Annotated in this window: 15 protein-coding genes; 12 read left to right on the top strand and 3 right to left on the bottom strand. The window is 44.9% G+C overall.

Annotated elements, in window-relative coordinates:
• Positions 1 to 37 precede the first annotated feature (37 nt).
• The 3 genes from leuB to AB4Z08_RS29170 all read left to right on the top strand — a co-directional run bounded on the left by leuB (position 38) and on the right by AB4Z08_RS29170 (position 3166).
• Positions 38 to 1117 (top strand): 3-isopropylmalate dehydrogenase, encoded by a 1080-nt coding sequence (gene leuB, locus AB4Z08_RS29180; RefSeq protein ID WP_441577322.1) that lies wholly within the window; start codon positions 38 to 40, stop codon positions 1115 to 1117.
• A 27-nt stretch (positions 1118 to 1144) separates the two neighbouring features.
• Positions 1145 to 2650: a 2-isopropylmalate synthase gene (locus tag AB4Z08_RS29175; RefSeq protein WP_441577321.1), complete on the top strand. Its 1506-nt coding sequence runs from the start codon at positions 1145 to 1147 to the stop codon at positions 2648 to 2650.
• A 123-nt stretch (positions 2651 to 2773) separates the two neighbouring features.
• On the top strand, positions 2774 to 3166 hold the full coding sequence (locus AB4Z08_RS29170; protein WP_441577320.1) for a hypothetical protein: 393 nt from the start codon (positions 2774 to 2776) through the stop codon (positions 3164 to 3166).
• A 2-nt stretch (positions 3167 to 3168) separates the two neighbouring features.
• Here the strand turns inward: AB4Z08_RS29170 and AB4Z08_RS29165 are convergent, their stop codons facing one another.
• Positions 3169 to 3846, bottom strand: a complete 678-nt coding sequence (locus AB4Z08_RS29165; protein ID WP_441577319.1) for a M15 family metallopeptidase — start codon at positions 3844 to 3846, stop codon at positions 3169 to 3171.
• A gap of 146 nt (positions 3847 to 3992) precedes the next feature.
• On the opposite strand from AB4Z08_RS29165, the gene AB4Z08_RS29160 reads away from it, so the two are divergent.
• The 9 genes from AB4Z08_RS29160 (at position 3993) to AB4Z08_RS29120 (ending at position 11759) form a co-directional block, all read left to right on the top strand.
• Complete coding sequence (locus AB4Z08_RS29160; RefSeq protein ID WP_441577318.1) at positions 3993 to 4775, top strand: SDR family NAD(P)-dependent oxidoreductase; 783 nt, start codon at positions 3993 to 3995, stop codon at positions 4773 to 4775.
• Between the two features lie 75 nt (positions 4776 to 4850).
• A complete protein-coding gene (locus AB4Z08_RS29155) occupies positions 4851 to 5597 on the top strand; it encodes a hypothetical protein (RefSeq protein ID WP_441577317.1) in 747 nt (248 codons plus the stop codon).
• Between the two features lie 24 nt (positions 5598 to 5621).
• Positions 5622 to 6473, top strand: coding sequence for a fumarylacetoacetate hydrolase family protein (locus tag AB4Z08_RS29150; RefSeq protein WP_441577316.1), 852 nt, complete (start codon positions 5622 to 5624; stop codon positions 6471 to 6473).
• Positions 6474 to 6478: 5 nt separating this feature from the next.
• Positions 6479 to 6808: an L-rhamnose mutarotase gene (locus tag AB4Z08_RS29145; RefSeq protein WP_441577315.1), complete on the top strand. Its 330-nt coding sequence runs from the start codon at positions 6479 to 6481 to the stop codon at positions 6806 to 6808.
• Positions 6809 to 6939: 131 nt separating this feature from the next.
• Complete coding sequence (locus AB4Z08_RS29140; RefSeq protein ID WP_441577314.1) at positions 6940 to 7767, top strand: amidohydrolase family protein; 828 nt, start codon at positions 6940 to 6942, stop codon at positions 7765 to 7767.
• A 20-nt stretch (positions 7768 to 7787) separates the two neighbouring features.
• Positions 7788 to 8570 carry an SDR family oxidoreductase gene (locus tag AB4Z08_RS29135; RefSeq protein ID WP_441577313.1) on the top strand — a complete coding sequence of 261 codons (783 nt, stop codon included), beginning with the start codon at positions 7788 to 7790 and terminating at the stop codon, positions 8568 to 8570.
• Between the two features lie 60 nt (positions 8571 to 8630).
• Positions 8631 to 9869 (top strand): sugar MFS transporter, encoded by a 1239-nt coding sequence (locus AB4Z08_RS29130; protein ID WP_441577312.1) that lies wholly within the window; start codon positions 8631 to 8633, stop codon positions 9867 to 9869.
• A gap of 67 nt (positions 9870 to 9936) precedes the next feature.
• Positions 9937 to 10713, top strand: coding sequence for an MbnP family protein (locus AB4Z08_RS29125; RefSeq protein WP_441577311.1), 777 nt, complete (start codon positions 9937 to 9939; stop codon positions 10711 to 10713).
• A complete protein-coding gene (locus tag AB4Z08_RS29120) occupies positions 10710 to 11759 on the top strand; it encodes a cytochrome-c peroxidase (RefSeq protein ID WP_441577310.1) in 1050 nt (349 codons plus the stop codon). The genes AB4Z08_RS29125 and AB4Z08_RS29120 overlap by 4 nt, the downstream gene beginning before the upstream one ends.
• A gap of 43 nt (positions 11760 to 11802) precedes the next feature.
• On the opposite strand, the gene AB4Z08_RS29115 is transcribed toward AB4Z08_RS29120, so the two are convergent.
• Together AB4Z08_RS29115 and AB4Z08_RS29110 are read right to left on the bottom strand one after the other, a co-directional pair.
• Complete coding sequence (locus AB4Z08_RS29115) at positions 11803 to 12381, bottom strand: DNA-3-methyladenine glycosylase I (RefSeq protein WP_441577309.1); 579 nt, start codon at positions 12379 to 12381, stop codon at positions 11803 to 11805.
• Positions 12369 to 14570, bottom strand: a complete 2202-nt coding sequence (locus AB4Z08_RS29110; protein WP_441577308.1) for a DUF4954 family protein — start codon at positions 14568 to 14570, stop codon at positions 12369 to 12371. Before AB4Z08_RS29110 ends, AB4Z08_RS29115 begins: the two co-directional genes overlap by 13 nt.
• Positions 14571 to 14678 lie beyond the last annotated feature (108 nt).

Below are 14678 nucleotides of genomic sequence, written 5' to 3'. Positions count from 1 at the left end.
AAAAACAAAAAGCAAAAAGCTAAATTCAAAAAGCTATATGGGCGTTGAGAAGAAAATACTAGTAATACCCGGCGATGGGATCGGACAGGAAGTGACAGCATGGGGCCAGAAAGTGCTGATGACCATTGCAAAAAACTATCATCATACTTTCACCTTCGAAGAAGGTATCATGGGACACGTAGCGATTGAAGCTACTGGAGATCCTCTACCGGAAGAGACATTGCAGAAAGCAAGAAATTCAGATGCGATCCTGTTTGGTGCTATCGGTCATGCTAAATATGACAACGATCCTACACTGAAAGTAAGACCAGAGCAGGGATTGCTGAAGATCAGGAAAGAACTGGGATTGTACGCCAATCTCCGCCCGATAAAATTATTTGATGAACTGCTGGAAGCATCCAGCATTAAGCCCGAAATATTACGTGGTGCAGATATCCTCTTCTTCCGGGAGCTGACTGGTGACGTATATTTTGGCGAAAAGATCAGAACTGCCGACCGCAATACGGCTTCCGATCTGATGATTTATCATCGCTATGAAGTAGAACGTATTGCCCGCAAAGCCTATGAAGCAGCACGTTCGCGCCGCAAAAAGCTATGCTCTGTGGATAAAGCAAACGTACTGGAAGCCAGCCGTCTCTGGAGAGAAGTGGTACAGGAAATTGCGAAAGAATATCCGGACGTGGAAACAGAACATATGTTTATCGACAATGCCGCTATGCAGCTGATCAAAGATCCCAAACGCTTTGATGTAGTTGTTACCGGTAACCTGTTCGGTGATATCCTCACAGACGAAGCTTCTCAGATAGCCGGTTCTATGGGTATGCTGGCTTCTGCCTCTGTGGGCGACAGCATCGGTTTCTACGAGCCTATTCATGGCTCAGCACATGATATTGCCGGTAAAGGCATCGCCAACCCGCTGGCCTCTATCTTATCTGCTGCCCTCATGCTGGATATTTCTTTTGGCCTGAAAACAGAATCACAAAGAGTGATTAAAGCAGTGGAAGCTACACTCAGACAGGGTTACAGGACCATGGATATCGCTAACAAACATATTGTGAACGATTTCGTGATGGGTACAGACGCTATGGGTGCCAAAGTATTAGAGAATCTGAATTAATCATTCAATAAAATTATTACACTTATCATGGATAAAAATCGTGTATACGTCTTTGATACCACCTTGCGTGATGGAGAACAGGTCCCCGGCTGTCAGCTGACTACCGTAGAAAAAATTGAAGTAGCAAAGAAACTCGAAGCATTAGGCGTAGATATTATAGAAGCAGGTTTCCCCATTTCCAGCCCCGGCGATTTTCAGAGTGTGGTGGAAATTTCCAAGGCCGTTACCGAACCGGTTATTTGTGCATTAACCCGTGCCAATACCAAAGATATAGATGCAGCCGCTGACGCATTACGTTTTGCAAAACGTGGTCGTATACATACCGGCATCGGGTCTTCCGATATGCACATCAAATACAAATTCAACAGTACCCGTGACGAGATCCTGGAGCGTGCAGTAGCTGCTGTAAAGTATGCCCGCAAGTTTACGGATGATATAGAATTTTATGCAGAAGATGCCGGCCGCGCAGACAACGAATACCTGGCCCGTATGATCGAAGCCGTTATTGCTGCCGGTGCCACCACCGTCAACATTCCTGATACCAATGGCTATTGCCTGCCGGATCAGTATGGCGCTAAAATTAAATACCTGGTAGATCACGTATCCAATATCGATAAAGCGATTATCTCTGTGCATTGCCATAACGACCTTGGTTTGGCTACTGCCAACACCATTGCAGGTGTAATCAATGGCGCCCGCCAGGTAGAATGTACGATTAACGGTATCGGCGAACGTGCTGGTAACACTTCCCTGGAAGAAGTAGCGATGATCCTGAAAACGCATCATGCGCTGGGCTACCATACCCAGATCAATTCAAAAGGGATTTACGAAATCAGTAACCTGGTAGAAACAATGATGCACATGCCGGTACAGCCTAACAAAGCTATTGTGGGCCGTAATGCATTTGCACATAGCTCTGGTATTCACCAGGATGGGGTGCTGAAACACCGCGAAAACTACGAAATCCTGAATCCGGAAGACGTAGGGATTAATTCCAACTCCATTATTCTGACAGCCCGCAGCGGACGTCATGCACTGAAACATCACCTTTCCCGACTGGGCTACAACCTGGAACGCGTAAACGTGGATGAAGTGTATGAGCGCTTCCTGCTGATGGCCGATACCAAAAAGGAAATCAGTGACGCCGATCTGCTGGAACTGATGGGCGATGGAGATGCCAAAACATATGAGGAAAACGCCATTAAGGTAGTATTACTGCAAGTCGTTTGCGGTGATCCGCTGCGCCCCATGGCTACCGTGAAGCTGCGCATCAACGGCGAAGAAAGAGAAGCCAGTGCCGCAGGTAATGGTCCGGTAAATGCGACTATCAACGCTATCCACAATATCATCAAAGACGATATTGAACTGGATGAATTTAATATCCAGTCTATGCGTGGAGGCAGTGATGATGTGAGCAAAGTGAATATGCGCGTAAAACATAACGGACAATCCTATTATGGCTTCGGCATATCCACAGACATCGTGAACGCTTCTGTACACGCCTATGTGGATGCATTAAATAAGATATACTAGAAAAAAGACCGCAGAGGGGAATAGGAAGATAGTGTTGCTCACCCGGGTAACACTAAATTCATATTCCCCTCAGTAACTTTTACCCCTACAGCCCGTTCTACTTGATAATAATACTTTTGGCTGATGAGAACGGTGCTTATACTCTTCCTGGTGTTGCTGATCTTCCCTGCCTGTAAAAAAGGGGGAGACAGCTGTTCACAATATCAATTAACCAATATCAAGAGTGTGCGGTATATGGGTACTTCTGCATCCGGTATACGGGGGCAGGATGGGGCTTTCTTTGATGTGGCCTGCACGTTGGGCAGCAGTTGCTATTCCATTAATAAGATGGTGGAGTCAAAGACGGGCAATGTTGTTACCATAAAAGCGGAATCGGTTTACAACACCTGTACTACCTGCCCGGCGATGACGGTGACGCTATCCAAAACTTATGTATTTATTCCTCCTGATGCGGGTACCTACTACCTTAAATGGGAGGGTGTTCCGAACCGGACAGATACTGTTGTTATCCGGTAGGTTTAGAAGAAGATATCCATCAGCGGATATTTTTTATAATCAGGAAGATAATAATGCCACCATTCTGTGGTACTTCCTTTAAAGCCAAATTGTTTCATCGTATCCCGCAGTAATTTGCGGTTGGCTGCTACCACCGGATCTGCCGGGTTATAGTTCTCATGTGCTTTTGAGGTAAAGTCATCGAAGTCCGTAGGCATGGCCACGGGCTTATTTGTTTTCAGGTTTACCATACTCAGATCTACCGCCACGCCGCGGTTATGTCCCGACCCTTTCCTGGGGTCGGCAGCATAGAGGTCGTTCGGAACGATCTTAAACATGGCTTCTGTGACGTGATAAGGCCTGTAGGCATCATAGATCAGCAGGCCATATCCTTTCCTGCGCAATACTTCCTGTACGGCTTTCAGCGCTTTGGCGGCAGGCAGCCGCATATAGATGTCTGTTTTGGTATATAGCTTTTGTTTGGTGAAATTGTTGGTGGTAGCATACCGGACGTCTTTTTGAATGCCTGGTATATAATGTTCCAGGTTCACCAGCTGCTGATTACTGTCGGCTTTTATCAGCTGATCATATTGCTGTCGGGTGCTGAGCACAGCTAATCCGTATTTATTAACCGATATTTTTTGTGCACTGGCCTGGCTTAAAAAGGCACACAGGAGCGTGAGTATCCCGAATATTCTCATGGGCTTAAAATTCCGTAAAAAGGCCCAAATTCTTGCGTAATTATTGAATTTTGCAAAAATTAGGCAAGAAAGTATGAAATACAGTGAAAATACAATTGCAATCACCTTATATTAATAGGTATTTTAGAACCCTTAAAATTTTTATGATGGAACTGTTCAGATTAGATAATAAAGTGGCAGTTATCACAGGTGGTGGTAGCGGTATAGGACAGGCAATAGCGAAGACATTTGGATCTCAGGGTGCACAGGTGCACATTATAGAGCTGAATGAGGAAGGTGGTAAAGCTACAGCGGAAGAAATCAAAGCAGCAGGTGGTGAGGCGACGGTGCATGCCTGCAATGTAGCCGACCAGGCCGCCGTGATAGGAGTAATGGAGGGTATTGTGAAAACAGCCGGCAAACTGGATATCCTGGTAAACTGTGCAGGTATTGCCCATGTGGGTAACCTGGAAAATACAGGTGAACAGGACTTCGACAGGGTATACCAGGTAAATGTAAAAGGTACTTATAACTGTATGTATGCAGTTATTAAACAAATGAAAGCACAGGGTGGTGGTGTGATTCTCAACGTAGCATCTATTGCTTCGAGTGTGGGCATACCGGACAGACTCGCCTATTCCATGAGTAAAGGCGCGGTGTTGACGATGACCTTGTCAGTAGCAAAAGATTACCTGGGCGCTAATATCCGTTGCAACTGTGTATCCCCGGCAAGGGTGCATACACCGTTTGTAGATGGTTTTATCGCTAAAAACTATCCGGGTAAAGAAGCAGAAATGTTTGAAAAACTGAGCAAAACACAACCGATTGGCCGCATGGCGAAACCGGTGGAAGTGGGTCATCTGGCTTTATTCCTGTGTTCTGATGAGGCTGGATTTATTACCGGTACCGACTATCCGATTGATGGTGGATTTATCAGGCTCAATAATTAATGTAATGACCGTTTCAAAGTGCGGACGATTACCCGTATCTTTCAAGTTATTCATTCATTAATTTTTACTTACATCATGCAACATTTTCGAGTAGGGCTGGCAATAGCAATAGCCGTATTATCTGCTTGTAATTCAGGGAATCAAAATGCTAACGGTAACGCAACAACGGATGCAGCCGTACATCCTGCTACGCCAGCAGGAACAATAGCAGTAACAATTAAAGACCGTGAAAAGGATACAGCGCAGGTAACCATTAAGTTTAAAATAAATGGTCAGGAAAAGGAAAAGACCTTTGAACAGAGCCTGTTAAGCAACGCCGCGGATGCAGACCTTTACAAGGTATTATGGGATGCACCCAACAGTTGTTATGTAGGGGTGATGAAAGCGAACCATCAGCCACGTTATTATCACGCATCTGTGAGTGAAAAAAACGATCTGAAAATATTATGGTTTGCTTCTCCTGATAAGCGTATCTGGAGCTATATGGAAGATTCCATGGGGCTTGGTAAAGTAACCGCAGGTGGTGACATGCTGCAGAAGTATAGCAAGAACTTCCAGTCAGGAAAAATCCTGGCAGATTTTATTGCAGAAATTAAGCGGGATGCATCACCAGACAGCGTAGAGCTGTATGTAGAATACGGCGGGTTCAGAAAGAGCATGTATATGCCTGTTCCAAAAGGATCTAAAGCGGTGATCCAGCCAACAGGAGAGGTGGATCATGTATACTTCTCTTTTGTAGCAGATGGTAAAGCAGAACCGGTGATAGATCTGCATGTGGAAAATGGAAGATTGCAGGTGAAAACATTGAAAGAAATAAAGTAAGACTAACAATAAAAAAATATTGAAATGAAACTGATCAGGTTTGGTTTACCGGGAGAAGAAAAACCGGGTGTTGTAACAGATGCAGGTATGTTTGACGTAAGTGCATTTGGTGAAGATTTCGGAGAAAAATTCTTCGCCACTGATGGACTGGCCCGCCTGTCCAAATGGTTTTCCGCACATGCCGGCGAATGCCCGCAGGTGCCTGCCGGTACCCGTTTGGGATCGCCTCTTCAGCGCCCATCCAAAATTATCTGTATTGGTCTTAACTATGCTGATCATGCCCGGGAAACCAATGCGGCTATTCCGGCAGAACCTATCGTATTTTTCAAAAGCACTTCCGCACTGGTAGGTCCGAATGATGACCTGGTGATTCCACGCAACAGTCAGAAAACTGACTGGGAAGTAGAACTGGTAGTAGTTATCGGCAAAAAAGCCAGTTATGTAGAAGAAAAAGATGCGTTGGATTATGTGGCCGGTTACTGTTTGCATAACGACTATAGCGAAAGAGCTTTCCAGATCGAAAGAGGTGGTCAGTGGGTGAAGGGTAAAAGCTGCGATACGTTTGCTCCCCTGGGTCCATGGCTGGCTACCAAAGATGAAATAGCAGATGTAAACAATCTTCGTTTATGGCTGACTGTTAACGGTCAGAAAATGCAGGACGGTAACACCTCTAACTTCATTTTCAATGTTCCGTTTGTAGTAGCTTATCTGAGCCAGTTTATGACCCTGCTCCCGGGAGATATCATTTCTACCGGTACACCGGCAGGCGTGGGCCTGGGCATGAATCCACAGGTATTCCTCAAAGCGGGCGATGTAATTGAACTGGGTATCGATGGCCTGGGTACTTCCAAACAAACAGCCGTAGCATATAAATAGTAATTATGAAAAGATATTGTCTGGCACTGGACCTGGTAGATGACCCGCAGATGATCAACGAATATGAAGCGTATCATCGCAACGTATCTGCTGAAATTAAGAAGAGTATCACAGACAGTGGTATTACCGTAATGGATATTTACCGTTCCGGCAACCGCCTGTTTATGATCATGGAAGTAGACGATACCTTCTCTTTTGAACGTAAAGATGCCATGGATGCCGCTAATCCTGCCGTACAGGTATGGGAGCAGCTGATGTGGAAATACCAGCAGGCATTGCCGGTAGCGAAAGAAGGAGAGAAGTGGATTATTATGGATCAAATCTTTGCATTATAGGATATGAATTACGAATCAGGAATTATGAATTACGAATCTGTGCGAAGATAGTAAACGCGAAGGCTGCTTATATCTACCCACAGATCCGTAATTCGTAATTCTCAATTCGTAATTCTCAATTCAATCTTTACATGGTTATTGACGCACACCAACATTTCTGGCAATATGAGCCTGTCCGCGACGCCTGGATAGATGATTCCATGCAGGTGATCCGCCGGGATTTTTTACCGGAACATCTGGCGCCGGTGCTGGAAGACAATGGTGTTCACGGTTGTATTGCCGTACAGGCAGATCAATCAGCAGATGAAACCGCCTTTTTATTGTCGCTCGCAGAAAAGCATGATATCATTAAAGGAGTAGTAGGCTGGATAGACCTCCGCGCCGATAATATCAATGAACAACTGTTACAGTATACAGCTCATCCGAAGCTGAAAGGCTTTCGCCATATTGTACAGGGAGAAAAAGATAACCGGTTTATTCTGGGAGAACATTTTTGCCGTGGTATCAAAGCGTTATCGCAGCATCAGTTTACCTATGATATTCTCGTATATCCGAAACAGTTACCTGCAGTAGAAGAATTTGTATTACAGTTTCCGGAGCAGGCGCTGATCATAGATCATCTCGCCAAGCCGGATATAAAAGCCGGTGAACTGGCAACATGGGCTGCACATATGCGCCGCATTGCACAGTCGCCGCATGTATACTGCAAGCTGAGTGGCCTCGTAACAGAAGCCGACTGGCAGCAGTGGGAGCCGGCACATTTCAGGCCATTCCTGGAAGTGGCGCTCGAAGCTTTTGGTGCAAACAGATTGCTGTATGGCTCTGACTGGCCCGTATGCCTGCTGGCAGCGGAATACCACGAGGTAAAAGGAATCGTTACAGATTTTATCAGCACCTTATCAACAACAGAACAAAACCAGATAATGGGAGGAAACGCGCTCTCATTTTATCATCTATAAAAAATAATATCATACATACTATGGATTTAGGATTACAGGAGAAAGTGATTATTGTTACCGGTGGCGCCAAAGGAATTGGAGAAGCAATATCCAAACTAATCACGGCAGAAGGCGGCATTGCTGTCATTGCCGGCAGAAGCACGGCGGATAACGAAAAAACAGTAAACGAAATTATCGCCGCTGGCGGTAAAGCACTCGCTATTACTGCAGAACTGGGGAAAGTGGAAGACTGTAAAAAAGTGATCGCTGAAACTGTAGCCACGTATGGTAAAATTGATGGCCTGGTAAACAACGCCGGTGCCAATGATGGCGTAGGCCTGGAAAGCGGTAGCCCGGAAAAGTTCATGCAGTCACTGCAGAATAACTTATCCCACTACTACAACCTGGCTCATTTTGCATTGCCTTACCTGAAAGCTACCAAAGGAAACATTGTAAACATCGGATCTAAAGTAGCCAGCACCGGACAGGGTAACACCAGCGGCTATGCGGCTTCCAAAGGAGCGATCAATGCATTGACCCGTGAATGGGCAGTAGAAATGCTGCCATACGCTGTGCGTATTAATACCGTGATTCCTGCTGAAGTATGGACGCCGCTGTATGAAACATGGATCAACTCTTTACCAAATCCACAGGAGAAGTTGGCTTCCATTACCGCCAAAATTCCATTCGAAAAAAGAATGACTACCTCTGCAGAAATTGCCAATACCACTGTATTCCTGCTGTCACCACGTTCATCACATACAACCGGACAAATAGTATACGTAGATGGCGGTTACACGCATCTCGACAGATCCATCAGCTAAGGATAAAGAGCCAACACACGTTATCAATATACATTCACCTGAAACATTAAATTCTTCGTTATGGCCGGAGGCGCAGTAAGTAATTCCACCTATACCAGCAGTAAAGATACCGGCGTTAAACCGGGTAGCTACCTGTTCCCGTTTATTTTAGTAACCAGCCTGTTCTTTTTATGGGGCCTGGCCTATGGTCTGCTGGATGTGCTGAATAAGCACTTCCAGGAAGTATTGAATATTACGACCAAGCGTTCTACATTATTGCAGGGGGCCTATTTTGGTGCTTATTTCCTCATGGCGTTGCCGGCGGGGATGTTTATGAACAAATTCGGCTACAAGAAAGGAATCATCCTGGGTCTGTTGCTGTATGCTACCGGTGCCTTTCTCTTTTATCCGGCTGCAAGTGCGCTTAATTTCGATTTCTTTTTGCTGGCATTATTTATACTGGCCTGTGGATTAGCTTGTCTGGAAACGGCTGCCAATCCTTATGTAACTGTGTTGGGTGCTAAAGAAACTTCTGAGCAACGTTTAAATTTATCACAGTGCTTTAATGGTCTTGGTTCTTTCCTGGGACCTATCATTGGTGGTAAATTATTTTTCGGTAGCGGCAAAGGAGATCTGACTACCGTGCAGCTGACCTATATCGTGATTGGGATTGTTGTTTTGCTGATTGCAGCTTTCTTCTATAAAACACCTTTACCGGAAATTAAAGAAGCGGAGCAGGAAGGAAAAGAGGTAATGGAAGATACCCGTCCGCTTTTTGCTCACCGGCATTTTGTGCTGGGCGTGGTAGCGCAGTTCTTTTATGTGGCAGCACAGGTAGGTGTGGGGGCCTTATTTATTAACTATGTAACTGCTTACTGGCATGGTATTACCACTGAAAAAGCATCTTACCTGTTAGCAATAGGGATGGCGTTATTCATGGGCGGCCGTTTTGTAGGCACAGCGCTGATGCGTAAAATTGCCCCTAATCACTTACTGGCACTATATGCATTTATTAACGTGGCATTATGTGCTTTTGTAATGACTGGTAGCGGTGCAGCGTCTGTATATGCGTTAATTGCTGTTTTCTTCTTTATGTCTATTATGTTCCCCACCATTTTTGCGTTGGGAGTAAAAGATCTGGGAAAACATACCAAACGTGGTGCTTCCTTCCAGGTAATGTCAATTGTAGGTGGTGCTTCCGTACCTTATATAATGGGCATTGTAACGGAATGGCAATCGCTGGCTGTCTCTTACGGCATTCCTACTTTCTGCTTTGCCATCGTATTCCTGTACGGCTGGAAAGGCTATAAGAGGATCTAATCAATTGATTTCTTTTTAATACATAATCCGCAAAAACATGTAACTTCCTTACACAAAAGAGGACACCATGGTTTTGCGGATTTTTATTGCCTATGCTTGCTGGTTCCTGCTGGTAAACACCCTGTTTGCGCAGACCTCTCCTGATACCCACCGGGCATCTTCTTCTCTGCAATTATCTATTAAACATATAATGGGACAGCAACCCCTGGTAAGAAATCAGGTAACTTATATCAATGCTGCCGGAGAGCCTTTTACGATCAGCCGTTTCCGTTATTTCCTCAGTAATTTTTCATTGGAGTCTGCCAGTGGTGATACGGTGGTTTTACCGCCTGCTTATTTTCTGGTAGATGATGCTATAAATACTTCTACAACAATACGGTTAGACAACGTTCCTGCCGGGCAGTATAAATGCATCCGGTTCCTGATAGGGGTAGATAGCATCCGCAATATGAGCGGGGTACAATCAGGCGCATTGTCGGTAGAAACAGGCATGTTCTGGACCTGGAACAGTGGTTATATCATGGCGCAGATAGAAGGACATTCAACGGCTATTGCTTCACCCACGAAGGAATTTTTGTTTCATGTCGGTGGTTATAAATCCAAAGACCAGGTATTGAAATATGTATCGCTTCCATTTCCACAGGCAGTTACTATCACTGCCAGCAACCAGCCCTGCATTCACCTGAGTGCTGATGTGGAAAAATGGTTTTTACCAGATACTGTAAGTTTTAAAAACATAGCCGTGATCATGGCACCGGGCATGAAAGCAAGACAGGTAGCTGGCAATTATCAGCACATGTTCCAGGTAACCGGTATTACCAAAGTCAACACTATTAAGGATTGAGGCATAAAGGAATATATATCGCGGGGGCTTTCTGCCTTTTGCTGATACTGGTGCAGGCCGGTGTCAGGAAGAATAGTGCCGCCGGCCCTGAGCCTTACCTGCTGCAACTGCCAGCCAACTTTCCTAAGCCGGTATATGATTTTTCCCGTAACCCACTCACTAAACCAGGTGTGGCGCTGGGGCGGTTTATGTTTTACGATTTCCGCCTTTCAAAAGATAGTACTGTTTCCTGCGGGTTCTGTCATCAGCAGTTTGCCGCCTTTGGTCATTTTGATCATGCGCTGGCACATGGCGTAGGAGGGCAGCAGGGAAACCGTTCCGTTCCGGTACTGTTTAATATGATCTGGCAAAAAGCATTTATGTGGGATGGTGGCGTAAATCACCTGGAAATACAACCACTTACGCCACTGACAGACCATAACGAAATGGCGGTGGATCTGAAGGAGCTGTTACAGAAAATGCAGGCCGATACAGCCTACCGCAGCAAGTTTAAAGCGGCATTTGGTTCGGAAGAAATTACCAGCGAACGCATGTTCAAGGCTTTTACACAGTTTGTTGCCACCATGGTATCTGCCGGTTCCAGGTATGATAGCGTGATGTTGAAACTACCGGGTGCTGTTTTTTCGGAAGAAGAAAAAGCCGGATATACCATTTTCCAGGAAAAATGCGCGGGCTGTCATAAAGAACCGTTGTTTACAGATTTAACCTACCGGAGTAACGGGTTGCCTTACCTGCCTGCATTGAATGATGTGGGTAGAATGAAAGTCACCGGTAATACAGATGATAATCTTCGTTTTAAGGTGCCTTCCCTGCGCAATATTCTCAAAAGCGCCCCTTATATGCACGATGGTCGTTTCTTCGATATTTACCAGGTATTTGACTTCTATGATCATGGTGTAAAGACGACCACCACTACCGACCCGCTTGTGAAGAATGGTATACCGCTGTCGGACAAGGAAAAAAGGCAGTTGTATTTCTTTTTGAATACGCTGACGGATTATGCATTTATCAGTAATCAGGGGTTAAGTGAAATACTGATTAACTAGCAAGCGGGGTATCTTGTTGCAGATACGCCCCGCTTACCGGAAATTATTTTTTGGGCTTGTGCTTTTTCCAGCAATCTTCCAGGTGATCATCTACCATGCCGGTAGCCTGCATATAGGCATAACAGATGGTAGATCCCACAAATTTAAACCCACGTTTCAGCAAGTCTTTGCTCATGGCATCTGATATAGGTGTTTTCGCAGGAACACCAGACATGCCTTTGTAATGATTCACAATGGGTTTGTGATTGACAAAAGACCAGATATACTGATCGAAGCTGCCGAATTCTTTTTGCACGGCGAGGAAAGCCTTCGCATTCGTGATGACGGAATTTATTTTCAGGCGGTTGCGGATGATGCCTTCATTCTGCATCAGCTGCTCAACCTTTTTTTCGTCATACTTTATTATTTTTTTAGCATCCCATTTATCGAATGCTTTGCGGTAGTTTTCTCTTTTTGTGAGTACGGTATACCAGCTTAGGCCGGCTTGTGCGCCTTCCAGGCAAAGCATTTCAAAAAGATGCTGATCATCATGATTAGGAGTACCCCATTCTTCATCGTGGTAGTCCTGGTATAACTTGTCTTTGGTAGACCAGCTGCATCTTATTTTTTCTACAGTTCCCATTCGCCTATAATTTGGTTAACCTTTGTTTTATAGTCGGCAAGATCGGAAATTGTCTGTTTAATAAAGCTATTATCTTCCAGGCTACCTATTACGGCATTCATTTCTTTTTCGCTTTCATATGCCAGCTGACGGAACGGATTTTTATAATCTTTTTCCCTGGAGCGTTTTATCTGTGCAGTGATCCATTCCATGGTCGCCGCAGAGTCGTTCATCCATTGTGCCAGATCAGCGGTGGTCATATTTTTCAGGGCTACTTCTTTTATTTCGAGTAAACAGGCCACTGCATGTTGAAGCTTATCTGCTGCATATTCATTTCCTATTTCTTCGTAGGCCGTATGCAGTTGAGGCCAGCCACTGATCTTGTTCTTTTTAATTTTTGTTTTAAGGAGAGCTACTGTTTCAGCTTTCATTAACTGGCCACCTATGTTGAGCCAGTCGCCGCGTTTAGCGGTTTTTACCGCAGCCTGTAATGCCAGGAAAGAAGGTTTGTTGGCAGCCAGGATGTTTTTGATGCCATATAGTACAATCATCTCCTGGAACAGTGGATAGGCACGATGTACTTTTAGCAGTTCCACATCGCGGGTACTGTTTTCAAAACCTTTGGTGAGGATGGTAAGTTTAGCTACTTCTTCCAGGTTGTTTTTAAGTAGGTCCTTCCCTTTTTTGCGTATATCCTTTTCCGTTAGTTCTTTCTTTGATGCATTTTCCGGTAGTGCATACCAGGCCTTTCCGGTAGCGGTTTCCATGATAGCCAGCGCCTGGAATAATTCTTCTACAGAATCAGGTGCCAGGTAATCGTATTCAATATGTTGAATTTTGTCGGTGCGTTTATCGCGGTCTACATATTTCCAGGAGTTTCTGGCAATAGCATACATATTATACAGGAACCAGTAGGCAGGCATTACTTTCAACCGGTCAGCATGTTCGTCATTTACCACCAGGCTAAACGGAATGGGGATGTTCAGTTCTGACATGTAATTGCCTTTGGAGATCAGCGTGAAACTGGCAAAGCGGGAGTTATGTTTCAGACTCACACAGAGGCCGGGCCAGAACCCTCTGCCGGCAATGATTTCACCATCTGCTCCGCGGGAGTTGTGATTGGAGCCAATGGTAGCACCTGCCGCCATATTACTTTGTCCCATAATCAGTGCAGCACAGAGGAAAGAGTTGTTATGATGCTGCTCATGTGCCGGGAAGATCAGTGAATTCAGTACTTCGCAGCAGGATATGGTGGCATTGTTACCGAGATAGGAGTTGATAAGACGGGCGCCATATTTCAGCTGTGAATGGGAAGCCATCACAAAGCGCACTGCTTTTACGCCGTAAAACACCCGGCAGCCGAAACCTACTACGCCATTCACCATTTCGCATCCTTCTCCGATTTGTGAAGAAGCTTCGCTGTTACTGTTGATAGTAAGATTTTTCAGTTTGTTGGCGCCTTTCAGGTAAGCATCGGTACCAATGGTAACGTCTTTGATCATTTTACAATTCTTGATCACCGTACGATCACCCACCATGCCATAGTAGCCGCGTCTTTTGTCGAATTGTTTTTCGGTAAACAGTTTGAACTGATGCTGTAATTGTTCATCATCGCGGTAGCGGGTCCACAGGTAGGCATCTCCGGGGAGCATACCATCAAATGGCATCACACTTCTGCCACCGTTTTCATTGCACAATTCCATCCATATGCGGCCACTTTCCTGCTCTCCTTCTTTCAGAATACCATTACCAAATTTGGCATAGTCCGTTGTTGCCATTTCGTTTACATTGGCTACGATGACTTCATTACCAAGTATATAATGGGAGAGATAATTAACGTTATGTACCACTACGTTATCCCCGAAATCGCAGGCGCAGATCGTGCTGTTATATAAGCCTACCGGCATGCGCAGGTTATGGAATTCCAGGTAATATGGCTCCAGTTTTCCGATACGCACCATGCCAAAAAAGTGGCAGTGCTGTACCAGTTGCGGATTAAATTCGTTGGATACAAAAATAATATTCCAGTCGTCAGAAGTATTGTCATTGCGTACCAGCGCCTCTACTTCATATGCTGTTAACTTCCTGTACTGATCTTGTCTGCTCCATTGTTCATTACGGAGATAATATTCGTCTTTGCCTTTCGGTAACGTGGTTTCAATAAAGTTATACCCCAGATCGGAGAGGGGTCTTTTTTGGATATTGTTCATGAGGATACATCTTTGGAGCTTTTAGCCATTAGCTTTTAGCTTTTAGGAAATGCAGCAAAGATTACGTTATTTGATATCCGCTTTATTTACTAAAAGCTAATGGCTAAA

This window comes from Chitinophaga sp. RAB17 (assembly GCF_052114225.1).
In the GTDB taxonomy this organism is placed as follows: Bacteria; Bacteroidota; Bacteroidia; order Chitinophagales; family Chitinophagaceae; genus Chitinophaga.
This window is presented reverse-complemented; position numbering and strand designations above follow the sequence as displayed.